Below are 26,692 nucleotides of genomic sequence, written 5' to 3'. Positions count from 1 at the left end.
AGCCGGTTCTTATAAGCCGGCGCCAACCATAAGAACGCAGGGGAGCCGATGTCGTCCAAGCCGCTCTACGTGATGCTGTGCTCAGGCGAGCACGAGAAGATTCAACTGGCCGCCATGGTGGCCTCGGTGGCCGCCGTCTCCGACCGGCCGGTTGAGGTGTTCGTCACCATGAACGCCGTCCTGGCCTTCGAGCGGGGCAAGAGCCCGGCCGAACGCTATCAGGGGGGCCACTTCCACGAGATGTTCAAGACCCAGAACGTCCCCGACGCCATCGAGCTGTTCGGCCAGGGCAAGATGCTGGGCGAGATGAAGATGTGGGCCTGTTCCATGGTGCTCGACCTGAAGCACTGGGATTGCGACAAGCACCTGACCGAGGACCTGTTCGACGGTCCCATGGGTCTGGCCAAGTTCCTCGCCGACGCCGAGTCGGGCGAGCTCATCACCATCTGACGTCTCTCTATAAGAAGGAAGAACACCATGGCTGAACGCCAGAAGATCGACGCCCGCGGCGCCTTTTGCCCCGGGCCGCTGATGGAACTGATCGCCGCCCTCAAGCTGGCCTCCATCGGCGACGAGGTGGACGTGTGGTCCTCGGACAAGGGCTCCGCCTCGGACATTCCCGCCTGGTGCGCCAAGGTCGGCCATTCCGTGGTCGAGACCTCCGAGCACGACGGCTACTGGAGCGTCGTGGTACGCAAGGCCAAATAGGCGTAGAGTGACTTCATGATAACCGCCAAAATGGCGGAACAAGTGCCGCGAAGACGGCATTAATAAAATAAATATACATCAATGCTCTCGTAGGGAGGGAGTTCATGTCCAAGACGATTCTGATCGTCGGCGGTGGGCTTGCGGGCACCATCGTCGCCAATGGTATCTGCCGCCAGATGGGGCCGGAACTGCGGTCCGGCGCTCTCAACATCACCATGCTGGGGACCAGCGAGACCCACATGTACCAGCCGGGGCTGCTGTACATCCCCTTCGGCCGCATGCGCGAGGCCGAGTTGTTCCGCGACCAGCGCAAGGTGCTGGACAAGCGCGTCAACTTCTTCGTCGATCCCGCCAAGAACATCGACGTGGAGAAGAATCAGGTCACCACCGAGGCGGGGCGGACCTTCAAGTACGATTACCTGGTGCTGGCCACCGGCTCGCGCATCATGCCGCAGACCATTCCCGGCATGACCGAGGGCGGCCACTGGTTCTACGACCTGGACGGCGCCCGTAAGCTGCGCAAGGCCCTGAACGAGTTCCAGGGCGGCAAGATCGTCGTCAACGTCAACGCCCCCCACAAGTGCCCGGTGGCGCCGCTGGAAGTGGCGTTCATGCTGCACGACTTCCTCAAGGCCAAGGGGCTGTGGGACAAGACCGAGCTGACCTACACCTATCCCATCGGCCGCCTGCACGCGCTCGAGCCCGTGGCCCATTGGGCCAAGCCGGAATTCGAGAAGCTGGGCATCAAGTACGAGACCTTCTTCAACACGGAAAGCGTCGATCCGGAAAAGAAGCTCATCAAGTCCATGGAAGGCTCCGAGCTTCCCTACGACCTCTTGATCACCGTGCCGCCCCATCAGGGCGCCCAGGTGATCGACGATTCCGGGCTGGGCAAGGGCGGCTGGGTGCCGACCAACACCAAGACCCTCCACCGCGACGGCTCCACCAACGTCTTCGTGGTGGGCGACACCACCAACATTCCCATCTCCAAGGCCGGTTCCACCGCCCATTTCGAGGCCGACGTCACCATCGACAACCTGGTGTCGCTGTGCCAGGAAGGCACCTTCGCCCGTGAATACGACGGCAAGGTGTTCTGCTTCGTCGAGACCGGGCTGGGCAGCGGCACCTATGTGTGGTTCAACTACACCACGCCGCCCAATCCCGGGCCGCCGTCGCAGATGATCCACTGGTTCAAGCTGGCCTATAACCGGCTGTACTGGCTGTCGGCCCGCGGCCTGCTCTAGGAGGGGCGCCATGAACGAGATCCCGAAGATCGAGGTCGATTCCGGCGCTGCCGAAATGGCCCGTCTGGCCCAGGGCGTCCGCGAGGCCCTGTCCGATTCCATGGTCGAGCGCCTGACCAGCACGGCGGGTAACGCGCTCGAAGTGGTGGACAAGCTCAACGAGCCCGACGTCAAGGACGGCATCATCTCTCTGCTCGACGCCGTCGGCACGCTCCAGCGGACCGGGGCGCTGCAGACGGTGATCGACGCCCTGTTCATGCTGCACGCCATGCGCTCGGCGGCCACCGATTCCATGGTGGACCGCGCCTTCTCCTTCATCGAGCACATGGCCAACAATCTGGGAACCGAGGACCTCGCCACCCTGGCCCACGAGGCCAAGGGCGCCATGGAGGACGCCATCGATTCCTGCAACATCCCCGGCGGCGGCGGCGGCCTGTTCGGCACCGTCCGCATGCTGTCCCAGAAGGAGACCCAGGAAGCGCTGCGCTTCATGCTGTCCTTCTCGTGCTCGCTGAAGAAGCGCGCCGTCTACCTGGCCAAAAGCCCGCAGGTCTAGCGGCAGGCCGAGGCGACATTTCAAGGGCGGGGCCGGAAACGGTCCCGCCTTAGTTTTTTGGCCTGTAGCCATAGCCTTTCTGGTGGTATATGGCGCGCAGCGAATTTCATCAGGCAAGGGGACCTCCGCCATGACCGCTCGTCGCAAGCTGATCGCCGGTAACTGGAAGATGAACGGCCTGAAGGCCGACGGTCTGGCGCTGGCAAAGGGGATCGCCGACAAGCTGGCGTCCGCCTCTCCCAATTGCGACATGCTGGTCTGTCCGCCCTTCACCCTGATCGCCCCGGTGGCGGATGCCGTTTCCGGCTCCAAGCTGGCGGTGGGCGGCCAGGATTGCCATGCCAAGACCTCGGGCGCCCATACCGGCGACACCTCGCCCGCCATGCTGGCCGATCTGGGCTGCAAGTACGCCATCGTCGGCCATTCCGAGCGCCGCACCGACCACGCCGAGACCGACGCGGTGGTCAAGGCCAAGGCCCAGGCCGCCATTGCCGCCGGTCTGGTGGCCATCGTCTGCATCGGCGAGACCCTGGCCCAGCGCGACGCCGGCCAGACCATCGAGGTCAACCGCTCGCAGCTCAACGGCTCGCTGCCCGAGGGCGCCAATGCCGCCAACACCGTCATCGCCTACGAGCCGGTATGGGCCATCGGCACCGGCCGCGTCGCCACCCCCGCCCAGGCGCAGGAAGTGCATGCCGCCATCCGCGCCGAGCTGGTGAAGCTGGTGGGCGCCGCCGAGGCGGGCAAGATGCGCATCCTCTACGGCGGCTCCATGAAGCCGGACAACGCCAAGGAATTGCTGGCCCTGCCCGACGTGGACGGCGGCCTGATCGGCGGCGCGGCGCTCAAGGTGGCGGATTTCTGGGCCATCGCCGAGAGCTGCTGACAAGAGCCTGGGAATAACCGGCGGCGTCGGGAACTTTGCACTAGCCTTCCGCCGCCGCCGAGGATAAAAACGCCTGCAACAAATCCTTCGCGCCCGAGGCCGGTTCCGTATGGGACCCGGTCGCGGGCGGCCAATTTTTCGGTGGCTCATCCATGGACGTCTTTCCGATCATCCTCGTCATTCATCTGATCCTCGCCGTTTCGCTGGTGGGCGTGATCCTGCTGCAGCGGAGCGAGGGCGGCGCGCTGGGTATCGGCGGCGGAAGTGGCGGCGGGCTGATGACCGGCCGGGCGGCTGGCAATCTGCTGACGCGGACCACCGCCATCCTGGCGACTTCGTTCTTCGTGACCAGCCTGGTCCTGGCTCTGCTGGCCAATTCGCGGACCGGTGGCAGCTCGCCGTTCGAGAAGCTGAACGACGTTCCCGCCGCGGCGGCTCCTGCGGCTCCGGCCGAGCCTGCCGCGCCCAGCGCGCCGCTGGCGCGCTAGGGTCCAAGCGGACCGAATTTAAGTAAGGGGGCGTCGCCGCCCGGCCAAGGGGCGGGGACGGCGTTTGGGGAAACGAAAAGCGAGGGCGAAAGTCCGATGACCCGTTTCATCTTCATCACCGGCGGTGTGGTTTCCTCGCTTGGCAAGGGCCTGGCCTCGGCGGCGCTGGGTGCGCTGCTCCAGGCGCGCGGCTTCAAGGTCCGCCTGCGCAAGCTGGATCCTTATCTCAACGTCGATCCGGGCACCATGAGCCCCTACCAGCACGGCGAGGTCTACGTCACCGACGACGGGGCCGAGACAGACCTGGACCTGGGCCATTACGAGCGCTTCACCGGCGTGGCCTCGCGCAAGAGCGACAACATCACCACCGGGCGCATCTATTCCAACGTGATCGCCAAGGAGCGGCGCGGCGACTATCTGGGCGCCACCGTCCAGGTGATTCCGCACGTCACCGACGCCATTAAGGAATTCGTCAAGAGCGACCTGACGGACGAGGATTTCTGCCTGTGCGAGATCGGCGGCACGGTGGGCGACATCGAAAGCCTGCCGTTCCTGGAAGCCATCCGCCAGCTGGGCAACGAGCTGGGGCGCGAGCGCACCATGTTCGTCCACCTGACCCTGGTGCCCTACATTCCCTCGGCGGGCGAGCTGAAGACCAAGCCGACCCAGCATTCGGTCAAGGAACTGCTCAGCGTCGGCATCCAGCCCGACATGCTGATGTGCCGCTGCGACCGCGAGATTCCCGAAGGCGATCGCCGCAAGATCGCCCTGTTCTGCAACGTGGCGCCCGACGCGGTGATTCCGGCGCTGGACGTGGACACCATCTACCAGGTGCCCATCGCCTATCACCAGCAGGGCATGGACGCCGTGGTGTGCCGCCACTTCCAAGTGGACGCGCCCAAGCCGGACCTCAAGCGCTGGTCGACCATCGTCGACCGCATCCGCCAGCCCGAGGGCGAGGTCACCATCGCCATCGTCGGCAAGTACATCAGCCTGCTGGACAGCTACAAGTCCCTGGCCGAGGCGCTGCACCACGGCGGCATCGCCAACAACGTCAAGGTCAACCTGAACTGGATCGACAGCCAGATCTTCGAGCAGGGCGACGTGGTCCAGCATCTGGAACCCTGCGACGCGATCCTGGTGCCCGGCGGTTTCGGCGAGCGCGGCGCCTTCGGCAAGGTCGAGGCGGTGCGCTTCGCCCGCGAACGCAAGGTCCCCTATTTCGGCATCTGTTTCGGCATGCAGATGGCGGTGATCGAGGCGGCCCGCAACATGGCGGGCTACAAGAACGCCAGCTCCACCGAGTTCGGCCCCTGCGACAATCCCGTGGTTGGCCTGATGACCGAGTGGATGAAGGGCAACATGCTGGAGAAGCGGGCGGAATCCGGCGATCTGGGCGGCACCATGCGCCTCGGCGCCTATGAATGCGACCTGAAGCAGGGTTCGCGGGTGCGCGAGATCTACGGCCAGGGCCGCATTTCCGAGCGCCACCGCCACCGCTACGAGGTCAACATGGGCTTCAAGGCCGATCTGGAGAAGACCGGCCTGTCGTTCTCGGGCCTGTCGCCCGACGGCCTGCTGCCCGAGATCGTCGAGATCCCCGACCATCCCTGGTTCGTCGGCGTGCAGTTCCATCCGGAACTCAAGTCCAAGCCCTTCGATCCCCATCCGCTGTTCACCAGCTTCATCGCGGCGGCGGTCCGCCAAAGCCGTCTCGTTTAACCCGCGACTCGTCTAAAAGGCTTTCGCCATGACCCAGACCCGCCATCACGTTGCCGTCAATGACGATGTCATTCTCGGCAACGATCTGCCTTTGGTGCTGATCGCGGGTCCCTGTCAGATGGAAAGCCGGGACCACGCCCTGGAATGCGCCGAGGCGCTGAAGACCATCGCCGCCGAGGCGGGCATCGCGCTGATCTACAAGTCGTCCTTCGACAAGGCCAACCGCACCTCGCTGGCGGGCAAGCGCGGTGTCGGGCTGGACAAGGCCATTCCCATCTTCGCCGAGATCAAGGCCAGGTTCGGGCTGCCGGTGCTGACCGACGTCCACACCGAGGAGCAATGCACCATCGCCGCCAAGGTGGCCGACGTGCTGCAGATTCCGGCCTTCCTGTGCCGCCAGACCGACCTGCTGGTGGCCGCCGGGCGTACCGGCGCGGTGATCAACGTCAAGAAGGGCCAGTTCCTGGCGCCCTGGGACATGGCCAACGTGGCCGCCAAGATCGAAAGCACTGGCAATTCGCGCATCGCGCTCACCGAGCGCGGCGCCAGCTTCGGCTACAACACTCTGGTCACCGACATGCGCGGCCTGCCCATCATGGCGCGTACCGGCTGGCCGGTGATCATGGACGCCACCCACGCGGTGCAGGCGCCGGGCGGCCAGGGCAATTCGTCGGGCGGCGACCGCCGCTTCGCGCCCGTCCTGGCGCGGGCCGCCGTCGCCATCGGCATCGCCGGCGTCTTCGTCGAATGCCATCCAGATCCCGATCATGCGCCGTCCGACGGCCCCAACATGATCGCCATGAAGGACATGCCGGCGCTGATCGAGGTTCTGATGAAGCTCGACGCCACCGCCAAGTCGTTTCCCGTTTCCATTGACTGATCCCAGTCGTTCCAGGGGAGAGTACCGATGACCGCCATTATCGATATCCATGGCCGCGAGATTCTCGACTCGCGCGGCAATCCCACCATCGAAGTCGACGTGGTGCTGGAAACCGGCGTGATCGGCCGCGCGGCCGTTCCGTCGGGGGCTTCCACCGGCGTCCACGAGGCGTGCGAGCTGCGTGATGGCGACAAGAAGCGCTATCTCGGCAAGGGCGTGCAGAAGGCCTGCGAATCGGTCAACGGCGAGATCTATGACGCCCTGTCCGGCATGGACGTCGAGGACCAGATCCTGCTCGACAAGACCATGATCGACCTGGACGGCACCCCCAACAAGTCCCGCCTGGGCGCCAACGCCATCCTGGGCGTGTCGCTGGCCGCCGCCAAGGCCGCCGCCGAGGAATCCGGCCTGCCGCTGTACCGCTATGTGGGCGGCGCCTTCGCCTCCACCCTGCCGGTGCCGATGATGAACATCATCAATGGCGGCGCGCATGCCGACAATCCCATCGACATCCAGGAATTCATGATCATGCCGGTGGGCGCCGGCTCGTGCTCCGAGGCCATCCGCATGGGCGCCGAGGTGTTCCACGCGCTGAAGAAGACCCTGAAGGACGCCGGCCACAACACCAATGTGGGCGACGAGGGCGGCTTCGCGCCGAACCTGAAGAGCGCCGAGATGGCGCTGGACTTCATCATGAAGTCCATCGAGACCGCCGGCTTCAAGCCGGGCGACGACATCATGCTGGCGCTGGACTGCGCCTCCTCCGAGTTCTTCAAGGAGGGCAAGTATGTCATGGAAGGCGCCAAGAAGACCTTCGATCAGAAGGGCCTGGTCAAGTTCTACGCCAAGCTGGTGGCCAACTACCCGATCATCTCCATCGAGGACGGCTGCGCCGAGGACGACCTGGTGGGTTGGGAATTGCTGACCGACGCGCTGGGCGCCAAGTGCCAGTTGGTGGGCGACGACCTGTTCGTCACCAACCCCGAGCGCCTGTCCATGGGCATCGACAAGGGCCTGGCCAATTCCATCCTGGTCAAGGTCAACCAGATCGGCACCCTGTCCGAGACCCTGGAAGCCGTCGACATGGCCCACAAGGCCGGCTACACCGCCGTCATGAGCCACCGTTCGGGCGAGACCGAGGATTCGACCATCGCCGACCTGGCCGTCGCCACCAATTGCGGCCAGATCAAGACCGGCTCGCTGTCGCGCTCGGACCGTATCGCCAAGTACAACCAGCTGATCCGCATCGAGGAACTGCTGGGCTCGGCGGCGCGCTACGCCGGCGCCACCATCATGAAGCGCTAACGATTGTTTGAGTTTGGTGGGATCGCTTTTCCGTTTCGTCACCCTCGGGCTTGACCCGAGGGTCCATGGATAGCCGGGGCAAGCCCGGCTATGACGGGGAGAGGGGGGCATTTCCGCCTAAACCGGGCAGTTTATTTACGACGAATGGGGAAGGGGGCCTGCGGGCCCCCTTTTTCATGGGCGCCGCCGGTTGGAATGCCTGTTTCACGCCCCGGCGCAAGGGGCAAATTTCGCTGCAATGCGGCCTTGTTTGCTTGACAGGCCATGGGGGGTGGATTACACCACGCCTACCCACGCGGGTGGCTGCGGAGGGGGTGTAGCTCAGTTGGTTAGAGCGCCGGCCTGTCACGCCGGAGGTCGCGGGTTCGAGCCCCGTCACTCCCGCCATCCCGCCTGATACCGATCGCCGAGCGAGGGGCTGGTGCGGTCGCGGGCGGGATTGTCTGCGGTCTATTGGTATGTTGCAGGAGGGGGTACCCGTTCGGCGCGCTCGCCAAAGTCGCTCAATCCGTCCGATTCCAATAGGTCGATCTCTTCGCTTTGCAGCTATGAAATCCGGCCGGTGACGGACGTGCGACCACACGAAGCGCCGGGGCTTCCTCCGATCGGACACCTCTTGGTAGGGCAGGGACGATGGAAGCTTGGCTGCTCGAATATCTGCCGATCCTGATTTTCCTCGGTATCGCGATCGTCATTTCGGCGATCTGCGTCGGGGCGTCGTGGATCGTGGCGCGCCAGAAACCCGACACCGAAAAGGCCACGGCCTATGAATGCGGCTTCGACGCCTTCGGCGACGCCCGTTCCAAGTTCGAGGTCCGGTTCTACCTCGTCGCCATCCTGTTCATCATCTTCGACCTGGAAGTGGCCTTCCTGTTCCCGTGGGCGGTCGCCCTGGGCAAGATCGGCATGTTCGGCTTCTGGTCCATGATGGTGTTCCTGGGTGTTCTGACCATCGGCTTCATCTACGAATGGCGAAAGGGAGCCCTGGAATGGGAGTGACCCCGTCCACCGGCGGCATCATGTCGCCCGATCACGCGGCAGCGCTGCCTCCTGGCCCGGCCCAGGACGCGCTGCTGAAGGCCGTTACCACCGAGATTTCCGACAAGGGCTTCGTCCTGGCCAGCGTCGACGCGGTGGTCAACTGGGCCCGCACCGGCTCGCTTTGGCCCATGACCTTCGGTCTGGCCTGCTGCGCCGTGGAAATGATGCATGCCGGCTGTTCGCGCTATGACATGGACCGTTTCGGCGTGGTCTTCCGTCCCAGCCCGCGTCAGTCGGATCTGATGATCGTCGCCGGCACGCTGACCAACAAGATGGCCCCGGCGCTGCGCCGCGTGTACGACCAGATGGCCGAGCCCCGCTGGGTGATCTCCATGGGCTCGTGCGCCAACGGCGGCGGCTATTATCACTATTCCTACTCGGTGGTGCGCGGTTGCGACCGCATCGTGCCGGTGGACATCTATGTGCCGGGCTGCCCCCCGTCGGCGGAAGCGCTGATGTACGGCATCCTGCAGCTGCAGAAGAAGATCCGCCGCACCGGCTCCATCCTCCGATAGCGCCGAAGAGGGACTCCTAAGATGACGCAAGCGCTGAAGGATCTTGGCGAGTACATCGCCCAAGCCCTGCCCCAGGATGTGCTGGGAACCGAGGTCAACCGCTGCGGCGAGCTGTCGCTCACCGTCAAGGCCGCCTCCATCGTCAAGGTGCTGAGCTTCCTGCGCGACGACGCGGGCTGCCTGTTCAAGCAACTGGTGGACGTGTGCGGCGTGGACTGGCCGGGGCGCGAACAGCGCTTCGACGTGGTCTACCACCTGCTCTCCATGAAGCATAACCAGCGGGTCCGCGTGAAGGTCGCCACCGACGAGGAGACCGCCGTCCCCTCTGCCACCGCCGTGTTCAACTCGGCCAACTGGTTCGAGCGCGAGGTGTGGGACATGTTCGGCGTGCTGTTCTCGGACCATCCGGATCTGCGCCGCATCCTCACCGATTACGGTTTCGAGGGCCATCCGCTCAGGAAGGACTTCCCGCTGACCGGCTATGTGGAGATGCGCTACGACGACGAGACCAAGCGCGTGGTCTACGAGCCGGTGAAGCTGACCCAGGATTTCCGCAGCTTCGATTTCCTGTCGCCCTGGGAAGGGCCGGGGATGCTGCCCGGCGATGAGAAGGCGAACTGACATGGCCGAATCCCAGATCCAGAGCTACACCATCAACTTCGGCCCGCAGCACCCTGCGGCGCACGGCGTGCTGCGCCTCATCCTCGAGATGTCGGGCGAGGTCGTCGACCGCGCCGACCCCCATGTGGGCCTGCTGCACCGCGGCACCGAGAAGCTGATCGAGCACAAGACCTACGTCCAGGCGGTTCCCTATTTCGACCGTCTCGACTATGTGGGCACCATGAACCAGGAGCATGTCTTCGTGCTGGCCACGGAGCGTCTGCTGGGCATCGAGGTGCCGGCGCGGGCCAAGTACATCCGCACGCTCTATGACGAGATCGGCCGCATCCTGAACCATCTGCTGAACGTCACCGCGTTCATCTTCGACGTGGGCGGCATGACTCCGCTGCTCTACGGCTTCGAGGAGCGCGAGAAGCTGATGGAGTTCTACGAGCGCGCCTGCGGCGCCCGTCTGCATGCCAATTACTACCGTCCGGGCGGCGTCTCCGCCGACGTGTCGCAGGGCCTGCTGGACGATATTGGCGAGTGGTGCGAGACCTTCCCCAAGGTCCTCGACGACATCGAGACCCTGGCCACCGAGAACCGCATCTTCAAGCAGCGCACCGTCGATATCGGCGTCGTCAGCCCGGAACAGGCGCTGGACTGGGGCTTCACCGGCCCCAACCTGCGCGCTTCGGGTATCGCCTGGGACCTGCGCAAGGCCCAGCCCTACGAGGTCTATGACGAGCTGGACTTCGACATCCCCGTCGGCAAGAACGGCGACGGCTGGGAGCGCTATCTGGTCCGCGTCCTCGAGATGCGCGAATCGGTGAAGATCATGAAGCAGTGCCTGGCCAAGATGCCGGGCGGCCCGGTCAAGGTGGAAGACAACAAGATCACCCCGCCCCGGCGCTCCGAGATGAAGACCTCGATGGAATCGCTGATCCATCACTTCAAGCTCTTCACCGAGGGCTTCCGGGTGCCGGCGGGCGAGACCTACACCGCCATCGAGGCCCCCAAGGGCGAGTTCGCCGTCTATCTGATCGCCGACGGCACCGGCAAGCCCTACCGCTGCAAGATCCGTCCGCCGGGATACGTTCACCTGCAGGCGCTCGACATGATGTCCAAGGGACACATGCTGGCCGACGTGGTGTCCAATATCGGCTCCATCGACATCGTTTTCGGCGAGATCGACCGATGAGCAATCACTCCTACGAACCGGAAAGCTTCGCTTTCACCCCCGAATACCTGGAGAAGGCCAAGGCCTTCATCGCCAAGTATCCTGCCGGCCGTCAGCAGAGCGCCGTGATGCCGCTGCTCGACCTGGCCCAGCGCCAGGAAGGCTGGCTCAGCCGCGCCGCCATGGAAGTCATCGCCGAGATGCTGGACATGGCCCCCATCCGGGTGGAGGAGGTGGCGACCTTCTACACCATGTACAACAGGAAGCCCGTGGGTAAGTTCCACGTGCAGGTCTGCACCAACCTGCCGTGCATGCTGCGTGGTTCCGACGACGTGGTGGCCGCCGCCAAGGCCGCGCTGGGCGTCGAGTTCGGCGACATGACCGCCGACGGCAAGTTCACCCTGTCCGAGGTGGAATGCCTGGGCGCCTGCGTCAACGCGCCCATGATGCAGATCAACGACGATTACTACGAGGACCTGACGGCCGAGACCACCAAGGCGGTGCTCGAGGCCTTGAAGCGCGGCGAGACGCCGAAGCCCGGTCCCCAGAACGGTCGTCAGTTCTCGTGCCCGGCCGGTGGCCCCACCAGCCTGACCGAGTTGAAGTTCGAGGGGGGGAAGGCCTGATGCTGCGCGATCAAGACAGGATTTTCACCAACCTCTACGGTTTCCACGACTGGCGTCTGAAGGGCGCCATGTCGCGAGGCGACTGGAACGGCACCAAGGACATTCTGGCCAAGGGCCGCGACTGGATCATCGAGGAGATGAAGACCTCGGGCCTGCGCGGCCGCGGCGGTGCGGGCTTCCCCACCGGCGTCAAGTGGTCGTTCATGCCCAAGACCGAGGGCTCGCGTCCGCACTACCTGGTGATCAACGCCGACGAAGGCGAGCCGGGGACCTGCAAGGACCGCGAGATGATGCGCTTCGATCCGCATAAGCTGATCGAGGGCGCGCTGATCGCCTCTTTCGCCATCGGCGCGCACGCCGCCTACATCTACATCCGCGGCGAGTTCGTGCGCGAAGCCGAGCATCTCAACATCGCCATCGACGAGGCGCGCGCCGCGGGCTTCATCGGCCCCAACGCCTGCGGTTCGGGCTGGGACTTCGAGTGCTACGTCCATCGCGGCGCCGGCGCCTATGTCTGCGGCGAGGAATCGGCGCTGATCGAAAGCCTGGAAGGCAAGAAGGGCCAGCCGCGCCTCAAGCCGCCGTTCCCGGCCGGCGTGGGCCTCTATGGCTGCCCCACCACCGTGAACAACGTTGAATCCATCGCCGTGGCGCCGACCATCCTGCGTCGCGGCGGCGCTTGGTTCGCCGGTTTGGGCAAGCCCAACAACACCGGCACCAAGGTGTTCTGCATTTCCGGCCACGTGAACACGCCGTGCAACGTGGAAGAGGAGATGGGCATCCCCTTGAAGGAGCTCATCGAGAAGCATGCCGGCGGCGTGCGGGGCGGCTGGGACAACCTGCTGGCCATCATTCCCGGCGGCTCCTCGGTCCCCATGCTGACCAAGAGCCAGTGCGAGGAAGTCACCATGGACTTCGACGCGCTGCGCGCCATGCGTTCGGGCCTCGGCACGGCGGCCGTGATGGTGATGGACAAGTCCACCGATCTGGTGCGCGCCATCCACCGTCTGTCGCGCTTCTACTGGCACGAAAGCTGCGGCCAGTGCACGCCGTGCCGCGAAGGCACCGGCTGGATGAGCCGCATGATGGGCCGCATGGTCACCGGCGACGCCGAGTTGTCGGAAATCGATCTGCTGGAAGAGATTTCCCGCCAGATCGAAGGCCACACCATCTGCGCGCTGGGCGACGCCGCCGCGTGGCCGATCCAGGGCCTGATCCGCGCCTTCCGTCCCGAGATGGAGCGCCGGATCATCGAACGCCAAGCCAAGACCAACGCGGCCTGAGAAGAGAGAAGCCCCAATGCCCAAACTGACCATTGACGGCAGGGAAATCGAAGTCGAGGCCGGGACGACCATCATCCAGGCCGCCGATCTGCTCGGCATCGAGATTCCCCGTTTCTGCTACCACGAGCGTCTGGCCATCGCCGGCAATTGCCGCATGTGCCTGGTCGAAGTGGAAAAGATGCCCAAGCCGGCGGCGTCCTGCGCCATGCCGGTGGGCGAAGGCATGGTGGTGAAGACCAACACCCCGGCGGTGCGCAAGGCGCGCCAGGGCGTGATGGAATTCCTGCTGCTCAACCACCCGCTGGACTGCCCCATCTGCGACCAGGGCGGCGAGTGCGACCTGCAGGACCAGGCCATGGCCTACGGTTCCGACAAGAACCGCTGCCAGGAAGGCAAGCGCGCCATTCCGGACAAGGATTACGGTCCGCTGGTCCAGACCATGATGACGCGCTGCATCCAGTGCACCCGTTGTGTCCGCTTCATCTCGGAAGTGGCCGGCACCCCGGTGCTGGGCGGCCTGGGCCGCGGCGAGCATCTGGAGATCGGCCGCTACGTCAACGCGGCGGTGTCGTCGGAGCTGTCGGGCAACCTGATCGACCTGTGCCCGGTGGGGGCGCTGACCAACAAGCCGGCCAGCTACACCTACCGCTCCTGGGAGCTGAAGAAGACCGAGAGCATCGACGCCATGGACGCGTTGGGCTCGGCCATCCGGGTCGATACCCGTGGCAACGAGGTCATCCGCATCCTGCCGCGCGTCGCCGAGGACGTGAACGAGGAATGGTTGTCTGACCGCTCGCGCTTCGCCTGCGACGGCCTGAAGCGCCAGCGCCTCGACAAGCCCTATGTGCGTAAGGACGGCAAGCTGGTCCCCGCCACCTGGAACGAGGCGTTCGCCGCCATCGCCGCCAAGGTGAAGGCCGCCGGCACCAAGATCGCCGCCATCGCCGGCGATCAGGCCGATGCCGAGACCATGGTGGCCTACAAGGATCTGCTGGCCGCGCTCGGCTCGCAGGCCATCGACTGCCGCCAGGACGGCGCCAAGCTGGACGCCTCGGTCCGCGCCTCGTACCTGTTCAACAGCACGGCCGCCGGTATCGAAGAGGCCGACGCCCTGCTGATCGTGGGCTCGAACCCCCGCAAGGAGAACCCGGTCCTCAACGCCCGCATCCGCAAGCGTTGGCAGAAGGGCGGTTTCAAGGTGGCCCGCATCGGCCACAAGGGCGACCTGACCTACAAGTACGAGCACCTGGGCGACGACGCCTCGATCCTGAAGGCGGTCGCCGAGGGCAGCCATCCCTTCTTCGAGGTGTTGAAGAACGCCAAGAAGCCGGCCCTGATCGTCGGGCAGGGGGCGCTGTCGCGCAAGGACGGCGCCGTCATCCTGGGTCTGGCCCGCAAGCTGGCCGACGCCGCCGGCATGGTCAAGGACGGCTGGAACGGCTTCAACGTGCTGCACACCGCCGCCGCCCGCGTCGGCGGCCTGGACCTGGGCTTCGTGCCGGGCCAGGGCTGGCGCGACGTGGACCACATCCTCGACGGCGCCCACAAGGGCGATGTCCAGGTGGTGTTCCTGATCGGCGCCGACGAGGTGGACATGAAGGGCCTGGGCGACGCCTTCGTGGTGTACCAGGGCTCCCACGGCGATGCCGGCGCTCACCGCGCCGACGTCATCCTGCCGGGTGCCGCCTACACCGAGAAGAGCGCCACCTTCGTCAACCTGGAAGGCCGCGCCCAGGCCACCCGCCTCGCGGTGTTCCCGCCGGGCGAGGCCAAGGAAGACTGGCGCATCGTCCGCGCGCTGTCCGAGGTGCTGGGCAAGGCTCTGCCTTACGACAGCCTCAAGGCCGTGCGTGAGCGTCTGGCCAAGGCCAGCCCGGTGTTCGCTGACCTGGGTAAAGTCACTCCCGCCGCCTGGGGCGCCGCGTTCGGCGCCGAGGGCAGCCTGGAGGGCGGCGCCCTGGTGAGCAACATCGACAACTTCTATCAGACCGACCCGATCAGCCGCGCCTCCAAGACCATGGCGGAATGCACGGCAGCCTTCGGCGGTGGTTGCAACCACAAGCACAAGAAGACGGGGACCCATGGTTGACCTTCTGACCGGGCTGCTGCCCCCCTTCGTGTGGCGTCTGCTGATCATCGTTCTGCAGATCGTCGCCATCGTCCTGCCGCTGCTGATCGCGGTGGCCTACCTCACCTACGCCGAGCGCAAGGTGATCGGCGCCATGCAGATGCGCAAGGGACCCAACGTGGTCGGTCCCCTGGGCCTGCTGCAGCCCATGGCCGACGGCCTCAAGCTGTTCGTCAAGGAGACGGTGCTGCCCACCAGCGCCAACCGCGCGGTGTTCATCGGCGCGCCGATGCTGACCTTCTTCCTGGCGCTCGTCGCCTGGGCGGTGATTCCCTTCGACAAGGGCTGGGTGCTGGCCGACATCAATGTCGGCGTGCTGTACCTGTTCGCCATCTCGTCCTTGGGCGTCTACGGCATCATCATGGCGGGCTGGGCGTCCAACTCGAAATACGCCTTCCTGGGCGGCCTGCGTTCGGCGGCGCAGATGGTGTCCTATGAGGTCTCCATCGGCTTCATCCTGATCTCGGTGCTGCTGACCGTGGGTTCGCTGAACCTGTCGGACGTGGTGACGGCGCAGTCGAAGATGTGGTTCATCATCCCGCACTTCCCGCTGTTCATCCTGTTCATCATCTCGGGCCTCGCCGAAACCAACCGCGCCCCCTTCGACCTTCCGGAAGCGGAAGCCGAACTGGTGGCCGGCTACAACGTCGAATACTCGGCCATGACCTTCGCCCTGTTCTTCCTGGGCGAGTACGCCAACATGCTGATGATGGGGGCGATGACCTCCATCCTCTTCCTGGGCGGCTGGATGGCTCCGTTCGGCCTCTCGTGGCTGCCCATCCCCGGCGTGCTGTGGTTCGTCATCAAGATCTGCCTGGTGATGTTCGTCTTCCTGTGGGTTCGCGCCACCTTCCCGCGCTATCGCTACGACCAGCTGATGCGCCTGGGCTGGAAGGTGTTCCTGCCGTTCTCGCTGTTCTGGCTGGTGCTGACCGCAAGCGTGCTGACCGCTTTCGGCTGGCTGCCGAACCAGGGTTAAGGAGAGAAAAGCGATGTCGTTCCTCGACCGCACCGCGCGCGCCTTTCTGCTGACCGAGCTCGTCCAGGGCTTGGCGCTGACGCTGCGCTACATGTTCAAGCCCAAGGTGACCATCAACTACCCCTATGAAAAGGGGCCGCTGTCGGTCCGCTTCCGGGGCGAGCACTGCCTGCGCCGTTATCCCAACGGCGAAGAGCGCTGCATCGCCTGCAAGCTGTGCGAGGCCATCTGCCCCGCCCAGGCGATCACCATCGAGGCCGAGCCCCGGCCCGACGGCTCGCGCCGGGCGCGCCGCTACGACCTCGACATGACCAAGTGCATCTATTGCGGTCTGTGCCAGGAGGCCTGCCCGGTGGACGCCATCGTCGAGGGTCCGAATTTCGAGTACGCCACCGAGACGCGGGCGGAACTCATGTACAACAAGTCCAAGTTGCTCGCCAACGGCGACCGCTGGGAGGCCGAGCTGGCCTACCGCATCGCCGCCGACGCGCCCTACCGGTGACGGGAGACCATCCATGTTCACGGCTCTGATCTTCTACATGTTCGCCGCCATCGCGGTGGCGAGCGGCGTGATGGTGATCTCATCGCGCAATCCGGTGCATTCGGTGCTCTGGCTGATCCTAGCGTTCTTCAACGCGGCGGGCCTGTTCCTGCTGCTGGGCGCCGAATTCCTGGCCATGGTGCTGGTGGTGGTCTATGTGGGCGCCGTCGCGGTGCTCTTCCTGTTCGTCGTGATGATGCTCGACATCAACATGGTGGAGATGAAGGAAGGCTTCCTGCAGTACCTGCCCACCGGCGCGCTGATCGGCGTTGTCCTGCTGGTCGAACTGTTGGCCATGTTCGGCGGCTGGGCCTTCGCGCCCGACGTCGAGGCCATGGTCAAGGCGCCGATGCCGACCCTGGACCAGGCGTCCAACACCGTGGCGCTGGGCAAGCTGATCTACACCAACTACGTCTACCTGTTCCAGGCGTCGGGTCTGGTGCTGCTGGTCGCCATGATCGGCACCATCCTGCTGACCCACCGCAAGCGGTCGGGCGTGCGCAAGCAGGTCATCGCCGATCAGGTCAGCCGCTCGCGCGATAACGTGGAACTCAAGAAGGTCCAGTCGGGGAGGGGCATCTGATGCTCGAGATCGGTCTGTCCCACTACCTGACGGTAGCCGCCATCCTGTTCACGCTGGGCGTGATGGGCATCTTCCTGAACCGGAAGAACGTCATCATCATCATGATGTCCATCGAACTGATGCTTCTGGCCGTCAACATCAACATGGTGGCCTTCTCGTCCTATCTGAACGATCTGGTAGGCCAGGTATTCGCCATGTTCATCCTGACCGTGGCCGCCGCCGAGGCCGCCATCGGCCTAGCCATCGTCGTCGTCTTCTTCCGTAACCGCGGCACCATCGCGGTGGAAGAAATCAGCCAGCTCAAGGGGTAAGCGGATGATCACTGCAACCGTATTCCTGCCGCTCCTTGGCGCCGTGGTGGCCGGCCTGTTCGGCCGCTTCATCGGCGACAGGGGCGCGCAGATCGTCACCTGCACCCTGCTGGTGGCGTCGGCCGTGATGGCCGGGCTGATCTTCCAGAAGGTCGCCATCGGCGGCGAGGCCCAGACCGTGGTGGTCGCCGAGTGGATCCGCTCGGGCACCATGGCCGTCAACTGGTCGCTGAAGGTCGACACGCTGACCGCCGTGATGCTGATCGTCGTCACCTGGGTGTCGGCGGCCGTGCACGTCTACTCGGTCGGCTACATGAGCCATGATCCGTCCATCTGGCGGTTCCAGAGCTACCTGTCGCTGTTCACCTTCGCCATGCTGATGCTGGTGACCTCGGACAATCTGGTTCAGATGTTCTTCGGCTGGGAAGGCGTCGGTGTCGCCTCCTACCTGCTGATCGGCTTCTGGTACGAGAAGCCCTCGGCCTCGGCCGCCGCCATCAAGGCCTTCGTGGTCAACCGCGTCGGCGATTTCGGCTTCGCGCTCGGCATCTTCGGCGTCTACTTCCTGTTCGGCTCGGTGGGCTTCGATCCCATCTTCGCCGCCGCCGCCGACAAGGCCAACGCCACCGTCACCTTCTTCGGCGTCGAGTGGCACGCCATCACCATCTGCTGCCTGCTGCTGTTCGTCGGCGCCATGGGCAAGTCGGCCCAGCTGGGCCTGCACACCTGGCTGCCCGACGCCATGGAGGGCCCGACCCCGGTCTCCGCCCTGATCCATGCCGCCACCATGGTCACCGCCGGCGTCTTCATGGTCGCCCGCATGAGCCCGCTGTTCGAGTTCTCGGACACCGCTCTCACCGTGGTGACCGTGATCGGCGCCGCCACCGCCATCTTCGCGGCGACGGTAGGCTGCGTGCAGAACGACATCAAGCGCGTGATCGCGTATTCCACCTGCTCGCAGCTGGGCTACATGTTCTTCGCCATCGGCGTGTCGGCCTACCAGGCCGCCATCTTCCACCTGATGACCCACGCCTTCTTCAAGGCCCTGCTGTTCCTGGGCGCCGGCTCGGTGATCCACGCCATGAGCGACGAGCAGGACATCCGCCGCATGGGCGGCATCTGGAAGCACGTCAAGGTCACCTGGGTGCTGATGTGGATCGGTTCGCTGGCGCTGGCCGGCATTCCCTTCTTCGCCGGCTACTACTCCAAGGACACCATCCTGGAAGCCGCCTGGGGCTCGCACACCATCGCCGGCCAGGGCGCTTATTGGATCGGCTGCCTGGCGGCCTTCCTGACCGCCTTCTACTCCTGGCGTCTGCTGCTGCTGACCTTCCACGGCCGCCCGCGCGCCGACGAGCATGTGATGGCCCATGTCCATGAGAGCCCGGCGGTGATGCTGATCCCGCTGCTGTTCCTGGCCTGTGGCGCGCTGTTCGCCGGCTGGGCGGGCTACGAGATGTTCGTCGGCCATCACCAGCACGATTTCTGGCGCTCCGCCATCCTGGTGACCGAGGCTCATCCCAGCCTGGAGAACGCCCACCACGTTCCCTCGTGGGTGGCCCTGCTGCCCACCGTGGTGGCGGTGTCGGGCATCGCCCTGGCCTATCTCTTCTACGTGTTCGCTCCGGGTCTGCCGGTGGCGCTGGCCAACGCCTTCCAGGGCGTCTACCAGTTCCTGCTGAACAAGTGGTACTTCGACGAGCTGTACGACCGCATCTTCGTAAAGCCCGCCTTCAAGCTCGGCCGCGGTCTGTGGCAGGGTGGCGACGGCGCGCTGATCGACGGCGTCGGTCCGGACGGCGTGGCGGCGGCGACCCGTGCGGTCGCGGCCAAGGTGGCTCGCGCCCAGAGCGGCTACCTCTACCACTACGCCTACGCCATGCTGATCGGCGTGGCGGCGTTCGTCACCTGGTACATTTTCAACGCGCGCTGAGGACGAGGAAGACGCCCCATGAACGACTGGCCCCTTCTCTCGCTGACCACGTTCCTGCCCCTGGCCGGAGCGCTGTTCATCCTCACCATCCGCGGCGAAACCGAGGTGGTGGCGCGCAACGCCCGCAACGTGGCGCTGCTCACCTCCATCGCCACCTTCGTGGTGTCGCTGTTCATCTTAGGCAAGTTCAACGGCGCCTCGCCGGACTTCCAGCTGAAGGAAACCGCGCTGTGGTTCCCCGGAACCACCATCGCCTATTCCATGGGCGTTGACGGCATCTCGGTGTGGTTCGTGCTGCTGTCCACCTTCCTGTGCCCCATCTGCATCCTGGCCGCCTTCGGCTCGGTGGAGAAGCGGGTCAAGGAGTACATGGTGGCCTTCATGATCCTCGAGACCATGATGATCGGCATGTTCTGCGCGCTGGACCTGGTGCTGTTCTACATCTTCTTCGAAGCCGTCCTGATCCCGATGTTCATCATCATCGGCGTATGGGGCGGTCAGCGGCGGGTGTACGCGGCGTTCAAGTTCTTCCTCTATACCCTGCTGGGTTCGGTGCTGATGCTGGTCGCCATGCTGGCCATGTATTTCGACGCCCACACCACCGACATCCCGTCGCTGATGGCCCACTCGTTCCCCTTCAAGATGCAGCTGTGGCTGTGGCTGGCCTTCTTCGCCTCGTTCGCGGTGAAGGTTCCCATGTGGCCGGTGCACACCTGGCTGCCCGACGCCCACGTGGAAGCGCCCACCGGCGGTTCGGTGATCCTGGCGGGCGTGCTGCTGAAGATGGGTGCCTACGGCTTCATCCGCTTCTCCATCCCCATGCTGCCGGACGCGTCGGTGTACTTCACGCCGCTGATCTACACCCTGTCCATCGTCGCGGTGATCTACACCTCGCTGGTGGCCCTGGTGCAGGAGGACATGAAGAAGCTGATCGCCTATTCGTCCGTCGCCCACATGGGTTACGTGACCATCGGCATCTTCGCCATGACCACCCAGGGCGTCGAGGGCGCGCTGTTCCAGATGCTGTCGCACGGCATCGTCTCGGGCGCGCTGTTCCTTTGCGTCGGCGTGATCTACGACCGCATGCACACCCGCGAGATCGCCCGCTACGGCGGCCTCGCCACCCGCATGCCCAAGTACGCCGCGGTGTTCATGCTGTTCACCATGGCTTCGGTCGGCCTGCCCGGCACCGCCGGCTTCGTCGGCGAGTTCCTGGTGCTGATGGGCGTGTTCCAGGTCAACACCTGGGTGGCGTTCTTCGCCGCCACCGGTCTGGTTCTGGGTGCCGCCTACATGCTGTACCTCTATCGCCGGGTGGTGTTCGGCCGGCTCACCCGCGAGGATCTCAAGGGGATCCTCGACATGAGCCCGCGCGAGATCGCGGTGTTCGCGCCGCTGATCGTCATGACCATCTGGATGGGCGTCGCTCCCGGCACCTTCCTCGAGCCGATGCATGCGTCGGTGACCAAGCTGATCTCCAATTACGAGCTTGCTCGGGCCGCCCATGACGGCCTGACGCTGGCTGCCCGCTAAGGGGGACCTAAGACGTGATCAAGACTCTCGACCTCGTCCCGGTCCTGCCGGAAATCTTCCTGGCGGCGGCCGGCCTGGCCCTGCTGATGCTGGGCGTGTTCCGCAAGGAGGACAGCACCAAGTCGGTGTCCGTCCTGGTGATCCTGGCGCTCGGCGCCGCCATGGTGCTGGTGTCCAGCCTGGGCGGCGAACGCCTGGTGGCCTTCGGCGGCCTGTTCGTGGCCGACCGCTTCGCCGGTTTCGCCAAGGGCATGGTGCTGGTGGCCTCGGCCATCGCCACCGCCATGTCGCTGCCTTATCTCGAGCGCGAGAAGATCGGCCGCTTCGAGTACCCGGTGCTGGTGCTGTTCGCCACGCTCGGCATGATGATGATGATCTCGGCCAACGACTTCCTGGCCCTGTATCTGGGTCTGGAACTGCAGAGCCTGTCGCTCTACGTGCTGGCCGCCTATAACCGCGACAACGCCCGGGCTACCGAGGCGGGCCTCAAGTACTTCGTGCTGGGCGCGCTGGCCTCGGGCCTGCTGCTCTACGGCGTGTCGCTGATCTACGGCTTTGCCGGCACCACCTCGTTCGAGACCCTGGCCAACCTGTTCTCGGGCGGGCACGAGCATCCGGTGAAGCCCAACCTGGGCGTCATCGCCGGTCTGGTCTTCGTGCTGGCGGGCCTGTGCTTCAAGGTCTCGGCGGTGCCCTTCCACATGTGGGCTCCCGACGTCTACGAGGGCGCGCCCACGCCGGTGACCTCGTTCTTCGCCGTGGCCCCCAAGATCGCCGCGCTGTGCCTGCTGACCCGCGTCATGACCGGCCCCTTCGCCGATCTGGTGGAGCAGTGGCGCCAGGTGGTGACCTTCATCGCCATCGGCTCCATGTTCGTCGGCGCCTTCGCCGCCGTGGTCCAGACCAACATCAAGCGTCTGATGGCCTATTCGTCCATCGGCCATGTGGGCTTCGTGCTGGTCGGCATCGCCGCCGGCTCGACGCTGGGCATCCAGGGCGTGCTGATCTACCTGGCCATCTATCTGTTCATGAACGTGGGCACCTTCGCGGTGATCCTGTCCATGCGCCAGAAGGGCCGCATGGTGGAAGGCATCGACGATCTGGCCGGCCTGTCCAAGACCCATCCCATGATGGCCTTCGTCATGGCGGTGCTGATGTTCTCCATGGCGGGCGTGCCGCCGCTGGCGGGCTTCTGGGGCAAGTTCTACGTGTTCATGGCCGCCGTCGAGGCCGGCATGTACACCCTGGCCATCATCGGCCTGTTGTCCTCGGTAGTGAGCGCCTACTACTACCTGCGCATCATCAAGGTCATGTACTTCGATGAGCCGGTGGAAGCCTTCGACAAGCCGGTGGGCGCCTCCATGACCCTGGTGATGGCGGTTTCCACCCTGGTGATCCTGGCCTTCACCCTGATCCCGGCGCCGCTGGTGACCAGCGCCAAGGCGGCGGCCCAGGTGCTGTTCCCGGCCGCGGGATGACTTTGATCCAACTGCCGGCGCCGTTCAGCCATGTGGGCCTGGACAGCGTCGGCAGCACCAACGACGAGGCGCGGCGGCGGGTCGAAGACGGCACCGCCGCCGATCTTTTGGTGGTGACCGCCCGGCGCCAGAGTGCGGGGCGCGGCCGGCGCGGCCGGACGTGGGAAAGCCCCGAGGGCAACCTGCACGCCTCCTTCGCGCTGCGCATCCATCGCCCGCTGACGGAGGCGGCCCAGATGGGCTTCGTGGCGGCGCTCGGCCTGGCCGAGGCCCTTGACGAAGTGGTCCCCGGTCACGATGTGCGCTGCAAGTGGCCCAACGACGTGCTGATCGAGGGGCGCAAGGTGGCGGGCATGCTGCTGGAAAGCGCCGGCGACGGCTGGCTGGTGCTGGGCATCGGCGTCGATGTGGCTACGCGGCCGGCGCCCGGTGAAACCTTGTATGCGACCTTGTCGCTGGCGGAACTGGGCTATGGCGGCGATACTGCCGATGTGCTGAACGCGCTTTGCCGGCATTTCGGCCCGTGGCTGGCCCGCTGGCGGGAAGAGGGCTTCGCCCCCATCCGGGCCGCCTGGCTGGGCCGCGCGCGGGGATTGGGCGAGGCGGCTCTGGTCCGCCTCGAGGCCGAGACGCTGACCGGCGTGTTCGCCGGCCTGGACGAAGAGGGCGGCATGCTGCTCGACCAGGGTGACGCGGGTATTCGCCGGGTGCTGGCCGGCGACGTGTTTTTTCCGGGATTGTGACGGAGCTCAACCATGCTGTTGGCCATCGATTCGGGCAACACCAACATCGTCTTCGCCGTCTATGACGGCGACACCCTGCGCGGCGAGTGGCGCGCCTCGACCGATTCCGAGCGCACCGCCGACGAGTTGGGCGTGTGGCTCACCCAGTTGCTGACCATCGAAGGCCTGAACCGCCTGGACATCAAGTCGGCGATCATCGCCTCGGTGGTGCCGGCCATGGTGTTCGGGCTGAAGACGCTGTGCCGCCGCTACTTCAAGTGCGAGCCGCTGGTGGTCGGCGACGAGGGTGTCGATCTCGGCCTGTCCATCCTGCTGGACCGGCCCGAGGAAGTGGGCGCCGACCGTCTGGTCAACGCCGTGGCGGCGCACAAATACTACAAGGGGCCGCTGATCGTCATCGATTTCGGCACCGCCACCACCTTCGACGTGGTGGACGCCGAGGGCAATTACTGCGGCGGCGCCATCTCGCCCGGCATCAACCTGTCCTTGGAGGCGCTGCACATGGCCGCCGCCAAACTGCCGCGCGTCGCCATCGGCCGCCCGCGCCAGGTGATCGGCCGGGCCACGGTGCCGGCCATGCAATCGGGCATCTTCTGGGGCTATGTCGGCCTGATCGAGGGATTGGTGAAGCGCATCAAGGAGGAGTTCGGCTCGGACATGCTGGTGGTGGCCACCGGCGGCCTGGCGCCGCTGTTCGCCGAGGCCACCAAGGTGATCAACGCGCTGGACGCCGATCTGACGCTGCGCGGCCTGCTCGAGATCAACCGCCGCAACATCGCCCTGGTGCGGGAATGAGCCAGGGCGAACTCGTCTTCCTGCCGCTGGGGGGTGTCGGCGAGATCGGCATGAACCTGGCGCTGTACGGCTACGGCGGCAAGTGGCTGATCGTCGATTGCGGCGTGTCGTTCGGCGACGAGACCATGCCCATGGTCGACGTGGTGATGGCCGATCCCGCCTGGATCGAGGAGCGCCGCGATAAGCTGGTGGGCATCGTGATCACCCATGGCCACGAGGACCATCTGGGCGCCGTCCAGTACCTGTGGGACCGGCTGCGCTGTCCCGTCTGGGCGACCCCGTTCTCGGCCTCGATCCTGAAGAACAAGCTGCACGAGACCGGGCTGCATACCCAGGTGCCTCTCAATGTAGTTGAGCTGGGCTCGCGCTTCGCGGTGGGTCCGTTCGAGGTCGAAATGATCTCGATCACTCATTCCATCCCCGAGCCGAATTTGCTGGCCATCCGCACGCCGCTCGGCACCATCGTCCATACCGGCGACTGGAAGTTCGACCCCGATCCGCTGCTGGGTCTGCCCACCGATGCCGAGGCCCTGCGCCGGGTGGGCAAGGAAGGCGTCCTGGCCCTGATCGGCGATTCCACCAACGTCTTCACCAAGGGCCATTCGGGGTCGGAATCCCAGGTGCGCGGCAGCCTGATCGAGCTGCTGGGCCGCTTCGACGGACGCATCGCGGTGTCGTGCTTCGCCACCAACGTGGCGCGGTTGGAAAGCATCACCGTGGCGGCCATGGCCAACGACCGCAACGTCGCCCTGGTGGGGCGGAGCTTGTGGCGCATCGACAAGGCGGCGCGCGAGAACGGCTATCTCGCCGACCTGCCGCCCTTCCTCACCGAGCACGACGCCGGCTACCTGCCCAAGGACAAGGTGGTCTACATCTGCACGGGCAGCCAGGGCGAGCCCCGCGCCGCCCTGGCCCGCATCGCGTCGGGCGACCACCCCCATGTCAAGCTGGGCAAGGGCGACGTCTGCATCTTCTCGTCGCGCATCATTCCCGGCAACGAGAAGGACATCTTCAGGCTGCAGAACGACCTCGTCCGCTTAGGCGTCGAGGTGGTGACCGAGAAGGACGAGTTCGTCCACGTCTCGGGCCATCCTGCCCGCGAAGAGATGGAGGAGATGTACCGCCTGCTGCGTCCGCGTATCGCCGTGCCGGTGCATGGCGAGGCCCGCCACCTGCAGGAGCACGCCCGGCTGGCGCGGGCCTGTGGGGTGGGGGAGGCCGTCGAGACCTCCAACGGCACCATGCTGCGCTTGGCCCCCGGCCCGGTGGAGGTGGTCGACCATGTGCCGACCGGCAAGCTCTGCGTCGACGGGCCGCGCATCGTGCGGCTCGATTCCGAGGTTCTGCGCAACCGGCGGCGCATGGTGTTCAACGGCTCGGCGGTGGTCACCGTGGTTCTGGACAAGGCGGGCAAGCTGCTGGGCGACCCGCAGTTGACGGCGCTGGGCCTGCTCGACGCCGGCCACGAGGCGGAGGAGCACGACGCGGTGGTCGAGGCGGTGAGGGACGCCATCGAGGAACTGCCCCTGAAGGTCCGCCGCGACGACGGCGTGGTGCGCGAGACCGCCCGCCTGGCGGTGCGCCGCTCGCTCAGGGATACCCACGGCAAGAAGCCCATCACCGACGTGCATCTGGTTCGGGTCTGAGGGGAGGGGGGGATCAAATCCTCGGCACCGCTTCGATCAAAGATATTGCGAGTGATTATCAATATCACTAAAATGGCCCCGGCAATCACAGGCCGGGAGCCGCCATATGAACGTGACCGTGATATTCGGTTCGGATTCGGGAGCCACTAGGGATGTTGCCGCCCGCATCGCCAAGCGGATCGGGGGGCGGCTGCTGGATGTCCAGGAGGCGCGGACCGACGATTACGAAGGCTGCGACCTGCTGATCCTGGGCAGTCCCACCTATGGCGTGGGGGAATTGCAGACCGACTGGGACCTCTATGTGGATCAGCTGGAGGCGGCGGACCTTGCGTCGCGCAAGGTGGCGCTGTTCGGCACCGGCGACCAGATGACCTATCCCGACAGCTTCGTCGATGCCATGGGCATCCTCTACGACAAGGTGGTGGCCCGCGGAGGCGAGGTGATCGGCTTTACCGAGACCTCCGGCTACGACTTTTCCGCCTCCACCGCGCTCCGGGGCGACCTGTTCGTCGGCCTGGCCTTGGACGAGGACACCCAGTCCCATCTGACCAACGCCCGCATCGATGCCTGGCTGGAGCAATTGCGATGAAATCACAGGTCATGGGGGACCTCGTCCACCGCCTTTACGAGCACCGCAAGGGCGTCCGCCAGCTGTTCATGATGACCATGAGCGCCCAGGACTCGCTGGTGGTGGTCAACCGGCTGCGGGGCGAAGCCATCGAATACCATGTCCAGACGGTCAGCCCGCGCAAGGTCAATGTGTTCTTCGGCCGCGAGGCCTGCGTCGAACTGGTGCGCCATGTGGTCACCAAGCCGCTGTGCAAGCTGACGCCGGAGGAGGATTTCATCCTGGGGACGCTGCTGGGCTACGACCGCGAGCAGCAATGCCTGCGCTTCCTGTCCATGACCCGCGACGGGCGCGGGACTGGCCTGCGGCAGGCGGTGGCCGCTTCGGGTTGAGTCACCAAACCGTCATCGTCCCGACACG

The 26,692-nt window shown here is 65.4% G+C and carries 28 protein-coding genes and 1 tRNA gene; all 29 read left to right on the top strand.

Annotated features, from left to right (window positions below; translation table 11 throughout):
- Positions 1 to 48: 48 nt before the first annotated feature.
- Positions 49 to 450: a hypothetical protein gene (locus tag XM1_RS16680; protein ID WP_068435444.1), complete on the top strand. Its 402-nt coding sequence runs from the start codon at positions 49 to 51 to the stop codon at positions 448 to 450.
- Between the two features lie 27 nt (positions 451 to 477).
- On the top strand, positions 478 to 708 hold the full coding sequence (locus XM1_RS16675; RefSeq protein ID WP_068435441.1) for a sulfurtransferase TusA family protein: 231 nt from the start codon (positions 478 to 480) through the stop codon (positions 706 to 708).
- Between the two features lie 104 nt (positions 709 to 812).
- Positions 813 to 1,952, top strand: a complete 1,140-nt coding sequence (locus XM1_RS16670) for an NAD(P)/FAD-dependent oxidoreductase (RefSeq protein ID WP_068435439.1) — start codon at positions 813 to 815, stop codon at positions 1,950 to 1,952.
- 10 nt (positions 1,953 to 1,962) lie between these two features.
- Positions 1,963 to 2,508 (top strand): hypothetical protein, encoded by a 546-nt coding sequence (locus tag XM1_RS16665; RefSeq protein WP_068435437.1) that lies wholly within the window; start codon positions 1,963 to 1,965, stop codon positions 2,506 to 2,508.
- A 130-nt stretch (positions 2,509 to 2,638) separates the two neighbouring features.
- Positions 2,639 to 3,394, top strand: coding sequence for a triose-phosphate isomerase (gene tpiA / locus XM1_RS16660; protein WP_068435435.1), 756 nt, complete (start codon positions 2,639 to 2,641; stop codon positions 3,392 to 3,394).
- Between the two features lie 152 nt (positions 3,395 to 3,546).
- A complete protein-coding gene (gene secG / locus XM1_RS16655; RefSeq protein ID WP_068435433.1) occupies positions 3,547 to 3,882 on the top strand; it encodes a preprotein translocase subunit SecG in 336 nt (111 codons plus the stop codon).
- Positions 3,883 to 3,978: 96 nt separating this feature from the next.
- Positions 3,979 to 5,604 (top strand): CTP synthase, encoded by a 1,626-nt coding sequence (locus tag XM1_RS16650; RefSeq protein ID WP_068435431.1) that lies wholly within the window; start codon positions 3,979 to 3,981, stop codon positions 5,602 to 5,604.
- A 28-nt stretch (positions 5,605 to 5,632) separates the two neighbouring features.
- On the top strand, positions 5,633 to 6,484 hold the full coding sequence (kdsA, locus tag XM1_RS16645; protein WP_068435429.1) for a 3-deoxy-8-phosphooctulonate synthase: 852 nt from the start codon (positions 5,633 to 5,635) through the stop codon (positions 6,482 to 6,484).
- Positions 6,485 to 6,511: 27 nt separating this feature from the next.
- On the top strand, positions 6,512 to 7,789 hold the full coding sequence (gene eno / locus XM1_RS16640) for a phosphopyruvate hydratase (RefSeq protein WP_068435427.1): 1,278 nt from the start codon (positions 6,512 to 6,514) through the stop codon (positions 7,787 to 7,789).
- A 310-nt stretch (positions 7,790 to 8,099) separates the two neighbouring features.
- Positions 8,100 to 8,176 (top strand) — tRNA-Asp (locus tag XM1_RS16635).
- A gap of 246 nt (positions 8,177 to 8,422) precedes the next feature.
- Entirely contained in the window at positions 8,423 to 8,788 is a 366-nt protein-coding gene (locus XM1_RS16630) for an NADH-quinone oxidoreductase subunit A (protein ID WP_011385165.1), read from the top strand.
- A gap of 20 nt (positions 8,789 to 8,808) precedes the next feature.
- The gene (locus XM1_RS16625) at positions 8,809 to 9,345 is read left to right on the top strand and encodes an NADH-quinone oxidoreductase subunit B family protein (RefSeq protein ID WP_369816052.1); all 537 of its coding nucleotides are present in this window, start codon (positions 8,809 to 8,811) and stop codon (positions 9,343 to 9,345) included.
- A gap of 21 nt (positions 9,346 to 9,366) precedes the next feature.
- A complete protein-coding gene (locus XM1_RS16620) occupies positions 9,367 to 9,966 on the top strand; it encodes an NADH-quinone oxidoreductase subunit C (protein WP_068435423.1) in 600 nt (199 codons plus the stop codon).
- Between the two features lies 1 nt (position 9,967).
- A complete protein-coding gene (locus XM1_RS16615; protein ID WP_068435421.1) occupies positions 9,968 to 11,146 on the top strand; it encodes an NADH-quinone oxidoreductase subunit D in 1,179 nt (392 codons plus the stop codon).
- Positions 11,143 to 11,751 carry an NADH-quinone oxidoreductase subunit NuoE gene (gene nuoE / locus XM1_RS16610; protein ID WP_068435419.1) on the top strand — a complete coding sequence of 203 codons (609 nt, stop codon included), beginning with the start codon at positions 11,143 to 11,145 and terminating at the stop codon, positions 11,749 to 11,751. The genes XM1_RS16615 and nuoE overlap by 4 nt, the downstream gene beginning before the upstream one ends.
- On the top strand, positions 11,751 to 13,034 hold the full coding sequence (gene nuoF / locus XM1_RS16605; protein WP_068435413.1) for an NADH-quinone oxidoreductase subunit NuoF: 1,284 nt from the start codon (positions 11,751 to 11,753) through the stop codon (positions 13,032 to 13,034). The genes nuoE and nuoF overlap by 1 nt, the downstream gene beginning before the upstream one ends.
- A gap of 16 nt (positions 13,035 to 13,050) precedes the next feature.
- A complete protein-coding gene (nuoG, locus tag XM1_RS16600) occupies positions 13,051 to 15,123 on the top strand; it encodes an NADH-quinone oxidoreductase subunit NuoG (RefSeq protein ID WP_068435411.1) in 2,073 nt (690 codons plus the stop codon).
- Complete coding sequence (nuoH, locus tag XM1_RS16595) at positions 15,116 to 16,141, top strand: NADH-quinone oxidoreductase subunit NuoH (RefSeq protein WP_068435410.1); 1,026 nt, start codon at positions 15,116 to 15,118, stop codon at positions 16,139 to 16,141. The genes nuoG and nuoH overlap by 8 nt, the downstream gene beginning before the upstream one ends.
- 13 nt (positions 16,142 to 16,154) lie before the next feature.
- Positions 16,155 to 16,643 carry an NADH-quinone oxidoreductase subunit NuoI gene (gene nuoI / locus XM1_RS16590; protein ID WP_068435409.1) on the top strand — a complete coding sequence of 163 codons (489 nt, stop codon included), beginning with the start codon at positions 16,155 to 16,157 and terminating at the stop codon, positions 16,641 to 16,643.
- 13 nt (positions 16,644 to 16,656) lie between these two features.
- On the top strand, positions 16,657 to 17,265 hold the full coding sequence (locus XM1_RS16585; protein ID WP_068435408.1) for an NADH-quinone oxidoreductase subunit J: 609 nt from the start codon (positions 16,657 to 16,659) through the stop codon (positions 17,263 to 17,265).
- Entirely contained in the window at positions 17,265 to 17,576 is a 312-nt protein-coding gene (nuoK, locus tag XM1_RS16580) for an NADH-quinone oxidoreductase subunit NuoK (protein WP_068435407.1), read from the top strand. Before XM1_RS16585 ends, nuoK begins: the two co-directional genes overlap by 1 nt.
- Positions 17,577 to 17,580: 4 nt before the next feature.
- Entirely contained in the window at positions 17,581 to 19,509 is a 1,929-nt protein-coding gene (nuoL, locus tag XM1_RS16575) for an NADH-quinone oxidoreductase subunit L (protein WP_068435405.1), read from the top strand.
- Between the two features lie 18 nt (positions 19,510 to 19,527).
- Positions 19,528 to 21,042, top strand: a complete 1,515-nt coding sequence (locus XM1_RS16570) for an NADH-quinone oxidoreductase subunit M (protein ID WP_068435402.1) — start codon at positions 19,528 to 19,530, stop codon at positions 21,040 to 21,042.
- 14 nt (positions 21,043 to 21,056) lie between these two features.
- The gene (gene nuoN / locus XM1_RS16565) at positions 21,057 to 22,520 is read left to right on the top strand and encodes an NADH-quinone oxidoreductase subunit NuoN (protein ID WP_068435401.1); all 1,464 of its coding nucleotides are present in this window, start codon (positions 21,057 to 21,059) and stop codon (positions 22,518 to 22,520) included.
- A complete protein-coding gene (locus XM1_RS16560; RefSeq protein WP_068435399.1) occupies positions 22,517 to 23,263 on the top strand; it encodes a biotin--[acetyl-CoA-carboxylase] ligase in 747 nt (248 codons plus the stop codon). Before nuoN ends, XM1_RS16560 begins: the two co-directional genes overlap by 4 nt.
- A 12-nt stretch (positions 23,264 to 23,275) precedes the next feature.
- The gene (locus XM1_RS16555; protein WP_068435397.1) at positions 23,276 to 24,058 is read left to right on the top strand and encodes a type III pantothenate kinase; all 783 of its coding nucleotides are present in this window, start codon (positions 23,276 to 23,278) and stop codon (positions 24,056 to 24,058) included.
- A complete protein-coding gene (locus XM1_RS16550; RefSeq protein WP_068435394.1) occupies positions 24,055 to 25,704 on the top strand; it encodes a ribonuclease J in 1,650 nt (549 codons plus the stop codon). The genes XM1_RS16555 and XM1_RS16550 overlap by 4 nt, the downstream gene beginning before the upstream one ends.
- A 106-nt stretch (positions 25,705 to 25,810) precedes the next feature.
- A complete protein-coding gene (gene fldA / locus XM1_RS16545) occupies positions 25,811 to 26,293 on the top strand; it encodes a flavodoxin FldA (RefSeq protein WP_068435392.1) in 483 nt (160 codons plus the stop codon).
- On the top strand, positions 26,290 to 26,664 hold the full coding sequence (locus XM1_RS16540; RefSeq protein ID WP_068435390.1) for a DUF2023 family protein: 375 nt from the start codon (positions 26,290 to 26,292) through the stop codon (positions 26,662 to 26,664). Before fldA ends, XM1_RS16540 begins: the two co-directional genes overlap by 4 nt.
- The last annotated feature ends 28 nt before the right edge of the window (positions 26,665 to 26,692 follow it).

This window comes from Magnetospirillum sp. XM-1, assembly GCF_001511835.1.
In the GTDB taxonomy this organism is placed as follows: domain Bacteria; phylum Pseudomonadota; class Alphaproteobacteria; order Rhodospirillales; family Magnetospirillaceae; genus Phaeospirillum.
The sequence above is the reverse complement of the archived record's forward strand: the minus strand, read 5'-3'. Positions and strand labels throughout refer to the sequence as shown.